At 66.6% G+C, this 16193-nt stretch carries 9 protein-coding genes; 6 read left to right on the top strand and 3 right to left on the bottom strand.

Annotated features, from left to right (window positions below):
* Positions 1-98 precede the first annotated feature (98 nt).
* The 4 genes from ACTHNZ_RS01410 (at position 99) to ACTHNZ_RS01395 (ending at position 4607) form a co-directional block, all read left to right on the top strand.
* The gene (locus tag ACTHNZ_RS01410; protein ID WP_440540699.1) at positions 99-857 is read left to right on the top strand and encodes an SDR family oxidoreductase; all 759 of its coding nucleotides are present in this window, start codon (positions 99-101) and stop codon (positions 855-857) included.
* 98 nt (positions 858-955) lie between these two features.
* On the top strand, positions 956-2248 hold the full coding sequence (locus tag ACTHNZ_RS01405; protein ID WP_440540715.1) for an MFS transporter: 1293 nt from the start codon (positions 956-958) through the stop codon (positions 2246-2248).
* A 412-nt stretch (positions 2249-2660) separates the two neighbouring features.
* A complete protein-coding gene (locus ACTHNZ_RS01400) occupies positions 2661-3077 on the top strand; it encodes a hypothetical protein (protein ID WP_440540698.1) in 417 nt (138 codons plus the stop codon).
* A gap of 1062 nt (positions 3078-4139) precedes the next feature.
* Positions 4140-4607 (top strand): hypothetical protein, encoded by a 468-nt coding sequence (locus tag ACTHNZ_RS01395; RefSeq protein WP_440540697.1) that lies wholly within the window; start codon positions 4140-4142, stop codon positions 4605-4607.
* A 52-nt stretch (positions 4608-4659) separates the two neighbouring features.
* Here ACTHNZ_RS01395 and ACTHNZ_RS01390 read toward each other — a convergent pair whose 3' ends face one another.
* The 3 genes from ACTHNZ_RS01390 to hemC are packed head-to-tail and all read right to left on the bottom strand — an operon-like array spanning position 4660 to position 8900.
* A complete protein-coding gene (locus ACTHNZ_RS01390; RefSeq protein WP_440540696.1) occupies positions 4660-5853 on the bottom strand; it encodes a heme biosynthesis protein HemY in 1194 nt (397 codons plus the stop codon).
* Between the two features lie 2 nt (positions 5854-5855).
* Positions 5856-7904, bottom strand: a complete 2049-nt coding sequence (gene hemDX, locus ACTHNZ_RS01385; RefSeq protein WP_440540714.1) for a fused uroporphyrinogen-III synthase HemD/membrane protein HemX — start codon at positions 7902-7904, stop codon at positions 5856-5858.
* A 12-nt stretch (positions 7905-7916) separates the two neighbouring features.
* Positions 7917-8900, bottom strand: coding sequence for a hydroxymethylbilane synthase (gene hemC / locus ACTHNZ_RS01380; protein ID WP_440540695.1), 984 nt, complete (start codon positions 8898-8900; stop codon positions 7917-7919).
* 261 nt (positions 8901-9161) lie between these two features.
* Here hemC and ppc point away from each other — a divergent pair, with 261 nt between their 5' ends.
* Positions 9162-12110: a phosphoenolpyruvate carboxylase gene (ppc, locus tag ACTHNZ_RS01375; RefSeq protein WP_440540694.1), complete on the top strand. Its 2949-nt coding sequence runs from the start codon at positions 9162-9164 to the stop codon at positions 12108-12110.
* A gap of 337 nt (positions 12111-12447) precedes the next feature.
* Complete coding sequence (locus ACTHNZ_RS01370; protein ID WP_440540693.1) at positions 12448-16188, top strand: PAS domain S-box protein; 3741 nt, start codon at positions 12448-12450, stop codon at positions 16186-16188.
* Positions 16189-16193: the final 5 nt, after the last annotated feature.

Below are 16193 nucleotides of genomic sequence, written 5' to 3'. Positions count from 1 at the left end.
CGATGAGGTTCGGCACCGGCCGAATGCAAACGCGGCACAGCGAAGCACAGCGGGGAACGATCCATCGAAAAGGCCGATAAGGTCAGGAGGATGACACCATGCGGTTGCAGGGTAAAACGGCCGTCGTCACGGGCGCCGGCTCGGGCTTCGGCGAGGGTATCGCCAAGACGTTCGCGCGCGAAGGGGCGAACGTCGTCGTCAACGATCTCAACGCGGCCGCCGCCGAACGCGTCGCAAGCGAAATCGCCTTGGCCGGCGGCCGTGCGATCGCGGTCGCGGGCGACGTCACGCGCATCGACGACTGGCACGCACTGCGCGAGGCGGCGATCGACGACTTCGGCAGCGTGCAGATCGTCGTCAACAACGCGGGAACGACCCATCGCAACAAGCCCGTGCTGGAAGTGACGGAAGCCGAGTTCGACCGCGTCTACGCCGTCAACGTCAAAAGCATCTACTGGAGCGTGCAGGCATTCGTGCCGTACTTTCGCGAGCGCGGCGGCGGCGCGTTCGTGAACATCGCCTCGACGGCCGCCGTGCGTCCGCGCCCGGGCCTCGTTTGGTACAACGGCAGCAAAGGCGCCGTCGTCGTCGCGAGCCGCGCGCTCGCCGCCGAGCTCGGGCCCGACCGCATCCGCGTGAACTGCGTGAATCCCGTCATCGGCGCGACGGGGCTGCTCGCCGAGTTCATGGGCTGCGAAGACACCCCCGAAAACCGCCAGCGCTTTCTCGCCGGCATCCCGCTCGGCCGTTTCTCGACGCCGCAGGACGTCGCGAATGCCGCGCTTTATCTCGCCTCGGACGAGGCCGCGTTCATCACCGGCGTGAGCCTCGAAGTCGACGGCGGGCGCTGTGTCTGATCCGTAGGGCCGAACGCTCGCTCGGCGCTTCACCCCATCATCACAACGAAGAGGAGACAACGAACATGGCTAGTCCCAACCCTGTCGATCCGCTCGCGATGCCCGGCGCCGGCGCGCCGCCGGCAAGTTTCGAAACCGCGACCTACCGCAAGGTGTCGTGGCGGCTGTTGCCGCTGCTGCTCGTCTGCTATCTCGTCGCTTACCTCGACCGCGTCAACGTCGGCTTCGCGAAGCTGCAGATGGCGCAAGCACTGCACTTGAGCGACGCCGTCTACGGCCTCGGCGCCGGCATCTTCTTCCTCGGCTACTTCCTATTCGAAATTCCGAGCAACTTGATCCTTCATCGCGTGGGCGCGCGGCTCTGGATCGCGCGGATCATGGTGTCATGGGGCGTGATTTCGATGCTCACGATGTTCGTCACGACGCCCGCCATGTTTTACGCCATGCGGTTCCTGCTGGGGCTTGCCGAGGCCGGCTTCTTTCCCGGCATCATCCTGTACCTGACCTACTGGTATCCGGCGCATCGGCGCGGACGCATGACGACGTGGTTCATGACGGCGGTGGCGCTGTCCGGCGTCGTCGGCGGCCCCGTGTCGGGCTACATCCTCAAATCATTCAACGGCGCGAACGGCTGGCAAGGCTGGCAGTGGCTGTTCTTGCTCGAAGGGTTGCCGTCGGTGCTGGCGGGCGTGCTCGTGTTCTTCGTACTCGACGACCGCATCGCCAATGCCAAGTGGCTCAGCAGCGAAGAAAAGCAACTGCTCGAACGCAACATCGGCGCTGAAGACGCCGGCAAGGAAGACATGCCGCTTCGCACCGTGCTCGCGAGCGGGCGAGTCTGGCTCATGAGCTTCATTTATCTGTCGTTCGTGATGGGCCTGTACGGCGTGAGCTTCTGGCTGCCGACGATCATCAAGGCGACGGGCGTGAAAGATGCATTCCAAATCGGCTTGCTGTCGGCCATTCCGTTCGCAGCGGCCGTCGTCGCCATGATCGTCGTCGCACGCAGCGCCGACAAACGCCGCGAGCGGCGTTGGCACGTCGCGCTGCCCGGCCTCGCCGGCGCGATCGGGCTCGTGCTGTCGGTCACCTGGGCGCACGACACCGCGCTCGCGATGGCCGCACTGACGCTCGCCACGGCCGGCATCATCACGTCGCTGCCGCTGTTCTGGAGCCTGCCGACGGCGTTCCTCGCGGGCGCCGGTGCGGCGGCCGGCATCGCGATGGTCAATTCGATCGGCAATCTCGCCGGCTTTCTGAGCCCCTACGCCGTGGGCTGGCTCAAACAGGTCACGGGCGCAAACGATTCGGGCATGTACATGCTCGCGGCCTTCATGGTGCTCGGTGCCGCGCTCGCGCTCAGCGTCCCCGCGCGGCTCGTCGACAAGTAGCCGGGCGGCGCGGTCTCCCTCACCTCTGCCGTTCTCCACCGTCCCAGGGATTTCGCGCGATCGGGACGGCAGGCGAAGCAGACCGATTAGTCTACATCGTACCCACGATGTCGCCTGAGAGGATGAGTGAGCCATGCCCAGAATCGGTAGAGGGAGTCCAACGAGCTCGCCCGCGCAAGAGAGCGTCCACCACGCAACGCCCCCAAGCAGCCCCAATGCCGCCGTCGGCACCGCCGGCAGGCGGGAACGGCACGGCCTGCTCGGCATGCTCGCGCGTCCGTTTCGCGGATCCGGATCGTCGACGCGCACATCCGGAAGTCCGAGCGCAAGCCCGCGGCAACAAGCGGAGCCTGCGCCGGCGTCGCACACCGCCCCTCGAACGGCCGCCGCGCTCCTGCAACGCTCACCGGCTTTGACGCGCGGTCACGGCAAAGAAGTGATGGCGCGCATCGCATGGGCACCGGCCGAGACGCCGGGGCTCAGCGCACAGGACTCGCCGTTTAGCGGCTTGCGCTCGATATCGAAGGCCGATGCGCAGCGGATGGGCTTCAAGGACGCGGCCACCCACGGCGCGAGCGAAGCAACGGACTGCCTGTTCGGAGAACCGCTCTCACTTGGCAATCCAAACCAGCGAGTAATCGGTTTGGCTCCCCAACCGTCAGATCCGAAGAAGCAAGCCTATAGTGCCGAACTCAATAAAGAACCCGTTTTCATGGATCTGAACGAGTTGGCCAAATATCTCGCGGGTCAGACTCAGCCGAGGCATCCGATCACCAACGCACCGCTCACCGCGAAGAATATTCGGAACTACGCCTTTAGGATCGAGTAACGCTCGAAGCCCGTTCGTGCGCGCTTCGCCGCCGTCCGATGAATTTCGCTCGACGGGGAGGCCCGTCGGCGAATCGGAGATTAGTCTGCACGCTACCCACGATGTCGCTTCAGAGGATCACGTGCCATGCCCAGAATCGGTAGAGGGACCCCAATAGGCTCGCCGTCGCACGAGCAAACCGGCAGTGCCACACCGCCGCGCAGTCCCGATCCCGCGGGCGGCAGTGCCACCGGCAGGCGGGAACGCCACGGCCTGCTCGGCTTTTTGCGGCGCCCTTTCCGGGGGTCGGGATCGTCGACGCATGCATCGGGCAATCCAAGCGCAAGTCCGCAGCACGAACGCGAGCAGGCGAGCACGTCGACGTCGCGCGCGGCCCCACGCACGGGGGCCGCATTGCTGCAAAGATCGCCAGCCTTGTCGCGTGGCCATGCCGAAGAAGTCATGGCGCGACTCGAGCGGGGCTCGGCTCAACCACCGGATCGAGCGGCCGACGCCTTGCCGGCATCGCCGGCGCGAGGCACGCTCGCGCCCCAGGCGGGGCGCTCATCCCGAACCGCAGCGCAAGTCGCGGCGATCACCCAGCAACTACGCGATGCCGGCATCGATCTGTCCCGCGTCCGGCGCAATATCCTCGCCTCGACGCAGGGGCATCCGGTGAACTTCGAGCGGCAGGCGATGAGCGTTTTGCTGCATCACTTCCCGAACGTGCTCGAAGTAGGCCTCAGCGGCAATCGGCTCGCCGCGGCGCTTCTCGATCACCTCGCGCGAGAAACGTCGGAATCGCGGGGTGCGTCATCCAGCCGGGCCGCTCAGGCCGCGCCTGCGAGATCGCCCGCTCGAAGTGCCCCGACGCCGGAATCGCGGGCTGGGTCTTCCACCCGGGCGGCTCAGGCCGCGCCTCCGAGATCGCCTGCGCGAGCTGCCCAGACGCCGCAGCCGGCACCCCCATCCGCGCATGAGGCGCAGGCCGCGAGCATCGTGGCGGAGCTTCGCAACGCCGGATTCGATCTGCGCGGCTTTCACCGAGATTTTTCGACGTTGGTGCATCGGCGGCAAATCAGCATGCACCGGCGCGCGCTTGGAATTTTGCAGCAGCACTTTCCGGCCATGCGGGAGTACGCAGAGATCAGCGAGAGCGATCCGCTAGCCGCGGCGCTTGAACGCGCGCTCGAGCACGCCACGTTGGGAGGACAGATCAGCGCGGCGTTCAACGACTTGCGCTCGATTTCCAAAGACGACGCCGAGCGCATGGGGTTCAAGGATGCGGCAACCCACAGCGCGGATGAGGCGACGCACTGCATGTTCGGAGGACCGCTCTCGACGAGCGATCCCGCACAGCGTGTGATCGCCTTGGTTCCAATGCCCTCGGATCCAGCGGAAGCCGCCTTTAGCGCCGACGTCAATAAAGAGCCCGTCTTCATGGACCTGGCAAAGCTGGCGCAATACCTCGAGACGAAGTCGCTGCATCCGGTGACCCGGCAGCCCCTCGACGCGAGCAACATCCGCGACTACGCCTTCAGGATCGAGTAACGCCGAAGCGCGCTAGCCGGGAGTACGTCCGCCAAGCGTGCTCCGCCGTCGACTAAACGATCTTCATCGCCAGCGCGCTCGCCCGATAGTGCTCGGCCGCACGCTCGGTGTCGCCAAGCTGTTCGAACAGCCGAGCGAGCGCTCGATGCGTGCGGATGACGAGCGCATCGTTGTCGTCGGCGAGCCGCAACGCCGATTCGAGGAACGATTGCGCTTTGCCCCATAGCTGCTGATGCAAACATAGGCGGCCCAGCGTGAACATCAAATCGGGATCCTCGGGACGCTCCTTGCGCCACGCTTCCGCCTTTTGAATCAGCTGCAATGCATCGGCTTGCGCCGTCTCCGGGTAGCGGCGCAAGAGCCGCGCATCCCAGTTGTGCGTCAAGGCTTCCTCGACGATCTTGCGCGCTTCCTGGTGGCGGTTCAAAGCAATCAGGAGCTCGGCAGCCAAGTCGGCCAAACGCGGCGATTGACGCTCCACCGGCGCGAGCGAATTCCAAAGCGCGAGCAGCGCATCGGGATCGTGACGGCGATCGCGCAGCAGGTTCTCCGCGGCTTGCTGGCGCAAACGCACGGCGACTGCCGGGTGCAGCGCCTCGCGCTTTTCCAGCGTCTTCACGAGCTTGAGTACCTCGGCCCAATTCTTCAACTGCTGCTGCGCCCGCAGCGCGATTTGCTGCGCATGGATGCGGCGCGTGCCCTGCGCTTGCATCTCCGTCAACGCATTGAGCGCCCCATCGGGATCGCGGCCGTCTGCACGCATGTCGGCGCTGGCCATCAGGCGCGCGTCCTGCCAATCCGCCGCATCGATCGCACCGAGCCATTCGTCCCGGCGCACGTATTCGCGCATCCGGTGAGCGGCCACGGCGGCGATGAGCCCCGCCGCGCCCTTGTTCGATTCGAGCGACAGCGCTTCTCGAGCCGCCTTCTCCGCCCGCGAGAACCGCCCCGCATAGAGATTGCCGATGGCCTCGCGCAACGCCGCGTGCGCCTTCGCCTCTTTCGCGCGCACGCGATAGCGGGCCACGCGCTGCGGCATCGTCCAGACGTTGCGCGCGAGGCGAATCAGCGCGTATAGAACGATGAACAGCGCGATCACCGCCACTACGACGAGATTGAGCGCCACGTCGATCCGATACGGCGGATAGACGATCAGCACCTGGCCGGCGTCGAAATGGCCGACCGTGGCCAGCACGACCGCGAGCACGAACAGCAACGCGAGCCACAAGAGTCCTCTGAGCGCCATCGTCAGCCTCGGCTCTTGTAGTTGTGAACGGCCTGCAGGCTCGTGTTCAAGTTCGGCAGCTCCACCGCCGCCGCACCGTGCTCCACGTCCTTGATCAACGCGCGCACGGTTTGGGTCCGCTTCGACGCGCCGTCGAAATAGCGCGCGAGCGCCGCATCGGCCGCCTTCAGATCCGATTCGAGCGTCGCCTGATTGCGCGAGAGCAATCCCAAGCGCGCCGACAGCAGCCGCAGCTTCACGTTGTCGCGAATGAACTCGCCCTGCTGCGGCGAGTTGAGCATGGCATCGGCATTGTCGAGCCGGCGCACTTGCACGAGGCCCTTGATCTCATCGCCGACAGCGGCGGAAAGCACGCGCCACCAGTGCGCGACGCGCGATTCGCCCGCGACGGGAGCGCTCGCCGTGGCCGGCGCCGAAGCCCCGGCAGGCACCTCCTGGTGCCCGCTCGGCGCTTCGCCGAGCAGCGGCAGCGTGTCGATCTCGCCGATGGCGTCGTCGAGCTTGATCGCAAGCCCCGTCAGATCGGTCGACGGCGCGGCCTTGAGCTTATCGATGTCCTGCGCGATCGCGCGCCGCACGACGAGTGCTTGCGGGTTCGACGAAGCGGCGAGACGCGTATCGGCACTTTGCAGCGCGAACAAGGCGAGCTGCGTGTTGCCCGTGAGTTGCAGTTGCTCGCTCGCGCTCGACAGCATCTGCTCGACTTCGGCCAGGGTCCAGTCATCGCGATTGCTCGCAAGATCGTGGTACTGCTGCTGCAAGGCCTGCTGCGCCGTTTGCGCATCGGCGAGCTTGCCCTGCAGCTGCTGCAACTCCACCTCGGCCTCGTGCGCTGCCGCTGCGGCCTGGTCGGTCTTCGCGCGCAACTCGGACGTCTGCGCATCGAGCGCCTGCTGGCGCGCGGCGAGCCGGGTATCGAGCCGATCGAGCTTGCGGTTGAAGGCGAACGCCGCCACGCCGGTCGCCACGGCGAGCAAGATCACGGCGATCCAAACCCAACCGCTAGCGCGACGACGCCGGGCATCGTAGACCGGCGGCATCGGGGGCGGAAACGGGGGCGTGGCGGCCGGCGGGAACGGGGCGGAAGACGATTCTTGGTTCGTATCAGTCATGCGCGGATGCGTCGAGGAAGGGGCCGGGGCCATGACGGCCTTGGCCGGTGGTTCGAATGAGGCGCGAGACGATGCGGATAAAGCGCGCAAGGCCGCGAGGATGCGCGCATCGCCGGGGCCGGATGCCGTAATCGTATCAAAACCCGCCGCCCGCGCCGTTTCGGCGATGCGCGGGTGCGGCACGACGAGCGGCGCGCGCAGCAGCGCTTCGCGCTCCGCAGCGTCGAGCGCGGCACGAGCGAGCGCGTCCAGATTGCGCACGCCTTCGGAGCTCGTGAGCAGCCAAGCATGCGGTGCGCCACGCAGCAGCCCACGAACGCGAGCCCAAGCGTCGGCGGACGGCTCTGGCACGATTCGCCGATACGCGCAGACGGCCTCGACTTGCGCGCCCGCCTCGCGCAGGCGATCGGCGAGCCATTCGCGCCCGCCGTCCCCGCGCACGATCAGCACGGGCCGGTCGCGCAGCGCGGCTAGACCGAGCTTCGCGGAAATCGCGGCAAACAGCGCTTCCGAATCGAAGCGCGCGGCCGCCTCGCCGTTCTCGGCTTGCGCGCCGGCCGGCGCGATCACCTGGTATGCCGGGGAGGCAATCCCATGACGGGCCAGCTCGGCCACGCTGCCGGGACCGACGACGCCGATCGGCACCGTTGCCGGCCAAGCCAAACCCGGCACGGCTCCAAGCGCGCGCTCGATCGCGTTCGGCGAGACGAAGACCACCAGCCCGTAGCGCTCGAGCGACGCGAATGCCGCGCGAACCGGCCCGTCGTCCAATGCCGCCGCGATCTCGATCAAAGGAAAGTCGAGCGCCGCGATACCGTCTCGCTCGAGCGTCGCGGCAAGGGCGGCGGATTGTCCAGCCGGGCGCGTCAGCACGGCCGTGAAGCGCTTGACGCCGGCACGTTCGGGAAACGGCAAAGCGCCAGGCTCGATGCTCGGCATCGACATGCGGCGTCAGGGCGCCGGCTCGGCGCCGCGCGCCGCCGCCAGTTCGGCCACGACCGCGAGCGCGCCTTGCGCCTCGAGCGAACGGGCGACCGCATCGCCGAGTGCGAGCGCATCGGCCACGTTCGCGACCTGCGCCGACGCCTGCGCGAACGCGGGGCGGCTGCCGTCGGGCATCGACACGTGGCTTGCAAGGTGCAATTGATCGCCCTGCCAGCTCGCATGCGCGGCGAGCGGGACATCGCAGCTGCCGCCGAGCGCGCGCGAGACGGCCCGCTCCGCCTCGACGGCGAGCCGTGTGGGCTCATGCTTGAGCGGCGCGAGCCAAGCTTCGAGCTCGGGCCGGCCGGCGCGGATCTCGATGCCGAGCGCGCCTTGCCCCGCGGCCGGCAGGCTATCGTCGACGTCGAGCCAGGCGCGGATCCGCGCGGCAAGCCCGAGCCGCTTCAACCCCGCCGCGGCGAGGATGATCGCGGCGTAATCGCCACGGTCCAGCTTGGCGAGCCGCGTGTCGAGATTGCCGCGCAGCGGCTGGACGACGAGGTGCGGATAGCGGGAACGCAAGATCGCCTCGCGCCGTAGGCTCGAAGTGCCCACGACGCTGCCCGGCGGCAGTGCGGCGAGCGAATCGTACTCGTTGGAGACGAACGCGTCGCGCGGATCTTCCCGCTCCATCACGGCGGCAAGCGCGAAACCTGCCGGCAATGCCATCGGGACGTCCTTGAGCGAATGCACGGCGAGATCGGCCCTGCCATCGGCCAGCGCGTTTTCGAGTTCCTTGACGAAAAGCCCCTTGCCGCCGACCTTCGACAACGTTCGGTCGAGAATTTGATCGCCGCGGGTCGTCATTCCGAGAATGCGGACGTCGCAAGATGGATATAATTTCCGCAGCGCATCACGCACGAACTGCGCCTGCCACATCGCGAGACGGCTCTCGCGCGAGGCAATGACGAGTTCGGTAGGCGGTGCGGCTGTAAGTGTCTCGGAATTCATGAGTCAATACTTCGAATGACGGGATCGAACATCGAGAAATGGTAGCACGCACGCCATGCCCCATTTTTCGCGCTTGCCGGCGGCAATCCGCGCGCTGACGAAGCGCGCCGAGCACACCCCGGCATCCGGGCGCGGTCGCCACGAGCGCATCGCCGCCTGAAATGAAAAGCGCACGCCAGCAGGTTGCAGTCGTTTGGTCAGTTTTATGTAGTTGTCAGCAGTAGCTCCCCTTTTTACTCTGGCTTCACTGAGGAACCCACCGTGACGTCTCCCGGATCGGCGCGCACCGCCCGCCGCAACGATGCATCCCCTCGCTCGTCCAAAAAGCCCACCTCGGCGCTCGCCGACGCCAAGCCCGCCGTCGCCGCCCGTGCCAATGGCGCCGCCCCTGCGAAGACTGCCGCGCGCGGCCGCGAAGACAAAGATCAGCCCCTGTTTCAGGACATCCGCTACCTCGGGCGCCTGCTCGGCGACGTCGTGCGCGAACAGGAAGGCGATGCCGTGTTCCACGTCGTCGAAACGATTCGCCAAAACGCCGTGAAATTCCGGCGCGAGGACGACACGAGCGCCGCGCAATCGCTCGAAAAGCAGTTGCGTGCGCTGACGCCCGAACAAACGGTGAGCGTCGTGCGCGCATTCAGCTTCTTCTCGCACCTCGCCAACATCGCCGAGGACCGCCATCACAACCGGCGCCGCCGCATCCATGCGCTCGCGGGCTCGGCGCCGCAAGCCGGCACGATCGCCTATGCGCTCGGCCGCCTCGCGCTCGGCGGCAATCTCGACGCAGGCACGCTCAAACGCTTCTTCGACGATGCACTGATCGTGCCCGTGTTGACGGCCCATCCCACCGAAGTGCAGCGCAAGAGCATTCTCGACGCGCAGCACGACATCGCGCACCTCTTGGCCGAGCGCGATCAGCCGCTCACGGAGCGCGAGCGCGCGCACAACGAGGCGATGCTGCGCGCACGCGTGACGACGCTATGGCAAACCCGGATGCTGCGCGATTCGCGCCTGACCGTCGCCGACGAAATCGAAAACGCGCTGTCGTACTACCGCGCGACGTTCCTGAAGGAAATTCCGGGGCTTTACGACGACGTCGAAACGGCGCTGGCCGAGCAGACCGGCGAGGCCATGCACCTGCCGCCGTTCTTTCAGATGGGCAGTTGGATCGGCGGCGACCGTGACGGCAATCCGAACGTCACGGCGGCCACGCTGGAGCATGCGATCACGCGCCAAGCCACCGTCATCTTCGAACACTATCTCGAAGAAGTGCATGCGCTCGGGGCCGAGCTATCGGTTTCCAACCTGCTGGCCGGCACGAGCGAGGCGCTGCAGGTGCTCGCGCAAGCCTCGCCCGATCAATCGCCGCATCGCGTCGGCGAGCCGTATCGACGTGCGCTGATCGGCGTCTACGCGCGTCTTGCCGCCACCGCGCGCACGCTGCTCGGAGAAGGCACTGCGCACACGCGCAGCGGCGTGTACCGCGATGCCGCGCCCTATGCCGACGCGCAGGCGTTCGCCAACGATCTGAACGTGCTCGTCGATTCGCTGGCGGCCCATCACGGCGCCTCGCTCGCCACGCCGCGCCTCGCGCCGCTCGCCCGCGCCGCGCAAGTCTTCGGCTTTCACCTTGCATCGATCGATCTGCGCCAGAGTTCGGACATCCATGAAGCCGTCATCGCCGAGCTCTTCGCGCGCGCCGGGGTCGAGCGCGATTACGCGGCGCTTGCGGAAGAAGACAAGCTGCGCGTGCTGCTCGCCGAACTCGCCCAGCCCCGGCTCCTGCGCTCGCCGTACATCGAATACTCGCCGCTCGTGCAAAGCGAGCTCGCCGTGCTCGAAACGGCCCGCGTCACGCGCGAACGCTTCGGCGCGCGCGCGGTGCGCAACTACATCATTTCGCATACGGAGACGGTCAGCGACCTCGTCGAAGTGCTGCTGCTGCAAAAGGAAACCGGCCTGCTCGAAGGCACGCTCGGCAGCGCCCGCGGCGCGCGCCCCAAGAACGCGCTGATGGTGATTCCGCTGTTCGAAACGATCGCCGACTTGCGCAATGCGCCGATCATCATGCGCGAATACTTCGCGCTGCCGGGCGTCGATGCCCTGCTCGCCCATCAAGGCGGCGAGCAAGAAGTCATGCTCGGCTACTCCGACAGCAACAAGGACGGCGGCTTCCTCACGTCGAACTGGGAGCTGTATCGCGCCGAACTCGCGCTCGTATCGCTGTTCCGCGAGCGCGACATCACGCTGCGCCTATTCCACGGCCGTGGCGGTACGGTCGGCCGCGGCGGTGGCCCGACCTATCAGGCGATCTTGTCGCAGCCGCCCGGCACGGTGAACGGCCAGATTCGCTTGACGGAGCAAGGGGAAGTCATCGCGAGCAAGTTCAGCAACGCCGAGATCGGCCGGCGCAACCTCGAGACGGTCGTCGCGGCCACGCTCGAAGCCTCGCTCGTGCCGCACGGCAATACGCCCGCCCATCTCGCCGCTTTCGAAGAGACGATGGGCTCGCTCTCGAACGCCGCAATGGCGGCCTATCGCGCGCTCGTCTACGAAACGCCTGGCTTCACCGATTACTTCTTCTCGTCCACGCCCATTTCGGAGATCGCCGAGCTCAACATCGGCAGCCGGCCGGCCTCGCGCAAGCTGCAAGATCCGAAGAACCGCCGCATCGAAGATCTGCGCGCGATTCCCTGGGGTTTCTCGTGGGGCCAATGCCGTCTGCTGCTGACGGGCTGGTACGGCTTCGGCAGCGCCGTCGCCGCGCATTTGGAAGGCGCGGCCAGCGATGCCGAGCGCGCGCGCCGCCTTGCAACGCTGCGCAAGATGTACAAGACTTGGCCGTTCTTCTCGACGCTGCTCTCGAACATGGACATGGTGCTGTCGAAGACGGACCTTGCCGTCGCGTCTCGCTACGCCCAGCTCGTCGAAGACAAGAAACTGCGCAAAAAAGTGTTCGAGCGCATCGTCGCCGAATGGGAGCGCACGTCGCACGCGCTGTCGGAGATCACGGGCAAGGCGGAACGCCTGGCCGACAACCCCCTGCTCGCCCGCTCGATCAAGAACCGCTTCCCCTATCTCGATCCGCTCAATCACTTGCAGGTCGAGTTGCTCAAGCGTCACCGGGCAGGCGATTCCAACACGCGCGTGCGGCGCGGCATCCACTTGACGATCAACGGCATCGCCGCCGGCTTGCGCAATACGGGCTGAACCGGGCACGCGGCACGGATTCGCCCCATTGCGCCGCGCACGCGGCGCTGCAACATCGAGAAGGCTGTTCGCGCAGGCGGCAGCCTTCTTCTTTTTGGCGCGCTGCAGCAGCGACGCCCCTCCTCGCGCAGCCCCATCGCACCATCCGTCCGCTCAAGTTTTCCCGTATTTCAGTCGTTAAAAAGCTCGGAACGGCAGAATGCGCGTTCGTGATTTGTCCCCCATCTCGCTGATGCCCGGCTCGGCCGCATCGCGGCACTGGGCGAACGCCAGTGGCCTCATTTCGCGCCGCCTACCGACGATGGCTGCCGGGACCGTTAAAGATACTCGTTGCAACATGGCTTACGTTTCGCGTCTCCTACGATCGCTCGCTAGAATCCCGCTGACGTTGCGCGTCAACCACGCGACGGCGCTCGGCTTGATTCTGGCCCTTTGGGTCGCGCTCGGCGCGTTCTCGACGTGGGACCTCAACACCGAATTGCGCGACGAGCGCATGCAGGCCGATACGCTTGCGGACGCGCTCGCGGCGCATACGTCGCGCGTCTTGCGCGAAGCGGATCAGGTGGCATCGGTCGTCGCCTGGCTCGTGCACCGGGACGGCGTCGACCTGCCGCTTCAGGACTACGTCCATTCGGGCGTACTCGATCTCGACGTATTCGTTCAGGTGGCCGTGATCGACAAGCACGGGATCTTGCGCGCGTCGACCCTCGAGCGGTTCCAGCCCATCGATCTTTCCGACCGCGAGCACTTCCGCGTGCACATCGACGATCCAAGCACGCAACTGTTCGTGGGTACCCCCGTGATCGGGCGCGCGAGCGGCCTCGCATCGATCCAGCTGTCGCGCCGGCTCAACGATTCCCAAGGGCGCTTTCTCGGCGTCATCGTCGTCTCCATGCCGCCGGCCTATCTAACGGAGCTTTACGATGCGCTGCGCATCGGCCGCAACGGCGTCGTCGCCGTCGTCGGCACGAAGGATTTCACGATCCGCGCGCGTCGCAGTGGCCCTCGGGAAAATCTCGACTGGCACCGGCTCGCACCGAGCTCGCCGCTGCGCGTGGCGCTCGGCAACGCGCAGCGCGGCCACTACGTCGCAACGAGCACCATCGACGACATCCGGCGCACCGTCAGCTATAAAACGCTGCCCGACTACCCGCTCGCGGTGTCGGTGGGGTTTTCCAACGCAGACTTCCTTGCGGCGTTCCGCCTGCGCACGCTCGCGCTGCTGATCGCGGGCGTCATCCTCACGGCATTGATTCTCGCCGCCGAGACGAATCAATGGCGCTTGTTCCGCCGCCTGCGCGCCGCATCCGAACGCGAGCGCGAAGCCCACACGCGCACCCTGCTCGAAGCGACGCGCGCGGACGCCCTGTTCAAGGCGATTCCGGACGCGGCGCTCGGCTTTTCCGATGACGGCCGGATCGACGGCTACAACCCGCGGCTGCTCGAACTGCTCGGCTGGCGCGGCGACGAGGTGGCCACCGCCACGCGCCAGCATGTCGCCCACGCTTTGTTTCGCAACGACGTCAGCGCCGATCGCGACGAAAAATGCACGCGCTTCGTGACGATGCTGTGCGGCACGGCCGACGCGCATTCGACGAGCGACGTCTTCCGGCTCGAAACACCGTTCGAGTGCGTCTACGAGATGCGCGTGGAGCGGCGCGCCGCGGATGCGAGCGGCGTCATCGCGTTGATTCGCGACGTGAGCCGCGAGCACGCGAACGAGCAGGCTCTGATGCAAAGCGAATCGCGCTATCGGCAGTTGATCGAATTGTCGCCGTATGCGGTGTTCCTGATTCAGGAATTCAAGATCGCGTTCGCCAATCCGAAGGCGCTCGAAATGCTCGGCGCCTATTCGGCCGCGCAGATCCGCGGGCTCTCGATCGCCGAATTCGTGCAGGCCGAGCATCGCGACGTGATCGAGGAGCGCATCGGCCGCTTGCTGCGCCGCTACACGGCGACACCGGCGCGCGAAGCGAAGTGGCTGCGGCTCGACGGCACCGCCTTCCTCGGCGAAATGACGGCCGTGCCCTACGAGCTCGACGGCGTGCACGGCGCGCTCGTGATGCTGCAGGACGTCACGGGCCGCAAGGAAGCGGAGACGCAGCGCGACCGGCTCTTCGATCTCTCGCTCGACTTGACTTGCCTGGCCGATCCGGCCGGCCGCTTCAAGCGCGTGAATCCGGCTTTCACGAAGGTGCTCGGCTGGTCTGCCGACGAGCTACTCTCGCGTCCGTTCATCGAATTCGTCCATCCCGAGGACCGGGCGCGCACGATCCATGAAATCGAGAGCCGCCCCCCCGGCGCTCCGATCGAGCAGTTCGAGAATCGCTACGTCTGCAAGGACGGCAGCACGCGCTGGCTCTCCTGGAAGGCCATCCAACTCGAGGGGCTCATCTATGCGACCGCGCGCGACGTCACGGAAAGCCGTCGCGCCACGCAGCAACTCGAGCAAGCGCGCGCCGATGCCGAAGCGGCCTCGCGCGCGAAGAGCGCGTTCCTCGCGACGATGAGCCACGAGATCCGCACGCCGATGAACGGCGTCATCGGCATGATCGAGGTGCTCTCGCAAACTCCGTTGTCGTCCGACCAAGGGGACATGGTCACGACGGTCCGCGAATCGGCGAACGCCTTGCTGACGCTGATCGACGACATCCTCGATTTCTCGAAGATCGAGGCGGGCCGGCTCCATATCGAACGCATTCCGCTGTCGATCTCGCATCTCGTCGATGGGCTCTGCCAATCGCTGACGCACGTGGCCGAGCGCGCCGGCGTGAAGCTCGCGAAGTCGGTTTCGCCCGATCTGCCGAAGGTCGTGCTGTCCGACGACACGCGGCTGCGGCAAGTGCTCTACAACCTCGTCGGCAATGCGATCAAATTCTCTGGCGGACGTGCCGAGAAGCCCGGCGCAGTCTGTGTGGCGGTCGAAGCTCAGCCGCATCCGTCGGGACCCGGCTGGGTGCAGATCCGCTTCAACGTCAGCGACAACGGCATCGGCATGTCGGCCGACACGTTGCCGAAGCTGTTCAAGCCGTTTACGCAAGCCGAGGCTTCGACGACGCGGCGCTTCGGCGGCACGGGCCTGGGCCTCGCCATCTGCCGGCGCCTATGCGAACTGATGGGCGGGGACGTTTCGGCGCAAAGCGAGCAGGGCGTGGGCTCGACGTTCACCGTGAGCCTACCGTTCGAGATCGGACAGCCGGCCGAAGACGTTCATCGGGCCCTGTCGCACGCCAACGCCGGCGGACGCGGCATCGCACGCATCGCGCAGGCGGGCGCCGCACCGTCGATCGCGCAGGCACGCGAGCTCGGACGCCTGATTCTCGTCGCCGAAGACGATGCGATCAATCAGAAGGTGATCCTGCGTCAACTCGGGCTGCTCGGCCACGCCGCCGAGATCGCCGGCGACGGGCGCGAGGCGCTCGCGCTCTGGCGAGCCAATCGCTACGCACTGCTGCTGACCGACCTGCACATGCCCGAGATGGACGGCTACGAGCTCGTCGAAACGATTCGCCGCGAGGAAGGCACAAGCACGCGCCTGCCGATCATCGCATTGACGGCAAACGCGGTGCAAGGCGAGGCGGCCCGGGCCAAGGCGGTCGGCATGGACGGATATCTGACCAAACCGCTGCAGCTCGCCCGCCTTCAAGCGGTGCTCGATTCGCACTTCCCCGCGGATGCGGCCCCGGCCGCGGCAGTGCCCGTCGCCGCGCCCGAGCCTGCGCCCACGCAGGAGCAAGCCGTCGACATCGACGTGCTCAAAGGCATCGTCGGCGACGATCCCGAAACCGTGCGCGAGCTGCTCTCCGACTATCAGCAGTCGGTCGGCCGCCTCGCGGCGGAGCTGCGCGCGCATTGCGATGCGGGCCGCGGCCGCGAAGCCGGCGCGATCGCGCACAAGCTCAAATCTTCGTCGCGCTCGGTCGGCGCGCTCACGCTCGGCGATCTGTGCGCCGAGCTCGAGAATGCCGGCAAGGCGGGCGATCTCGCGTTGTTGGCCAATTGGGCCAAGCAGTTCGACGCGGCACTGGCCGCCGTCGAGCAGTCTCTCGATCAACTGCTCGCAGTCGAATCACGATAATTAGG

This window comes from Trinickia sp., from assembly GCF_051953955.1.
Taxonomy (GTDB): domain Bacteria; phylum Pseudomonadota; class Gammaproteobacteria; order Burkholderiales; family Burkholderiaceae; genus Trinickia.
This window is presented reverse-complemented; position numbering and strand designations above follow the sequence as displayed.

Excerpts from the sequence above, each read along its gene's own strand:
- ACTHNZ_RS01405 (WP_440540715.1), top strand. The coding sequence starts at position 956 with ATGCCCGGCGCCGGCGCGCCGCCGGCAAGTTTCGAAACCGCGACCTAC.
- ACTHNZ_RS01370 (WP_440540693.1), top strand. The coding sequence starts at position 12,448 with ATGGCTTACGTTTCGCGTCTCCTACGATCGCTCGCTAGAATCCCGCTG.
- ACTHNZ_RS01390 (WP_440540696.1), bottom strand. The coding sequence starts at position 5,853 with ATGGCGCTCAGAGGACTCTTGTGGCTCGCGTTGCTGTTCGTGCTCGCG.
- hemC (WP_440540695.1), bottom strand. The coding sequence starts at position 8,900 with ATGAATTCCGAGACACTTACAGCCGCACCGCCTACCGAACTCGTCATT.
- ACTHNZ_RS01395 (WP_440540697.1), top strand. The coding sequence starts at position 4,140 with ATGCACCGGCGCGCGCTTGGAATTTTGCAGCAGCACTTTCCGGCCATG.
- ACTHNZ_RS01410 (WP_440540699.1), top strand. The coding sequence starts at position 99 with ATGCGGTTGCAGGGTAAAACGGCCGTCGTCACGGGCGCCGGCTCGGGC.
- hemDX (WP_440540714.1), bottom strand. The coding sequence starts at position 7,904 with ATGCCGAGCATCGAGCCTGGCGCTTTGCCGTTTCCCGAACGTGCCGGC.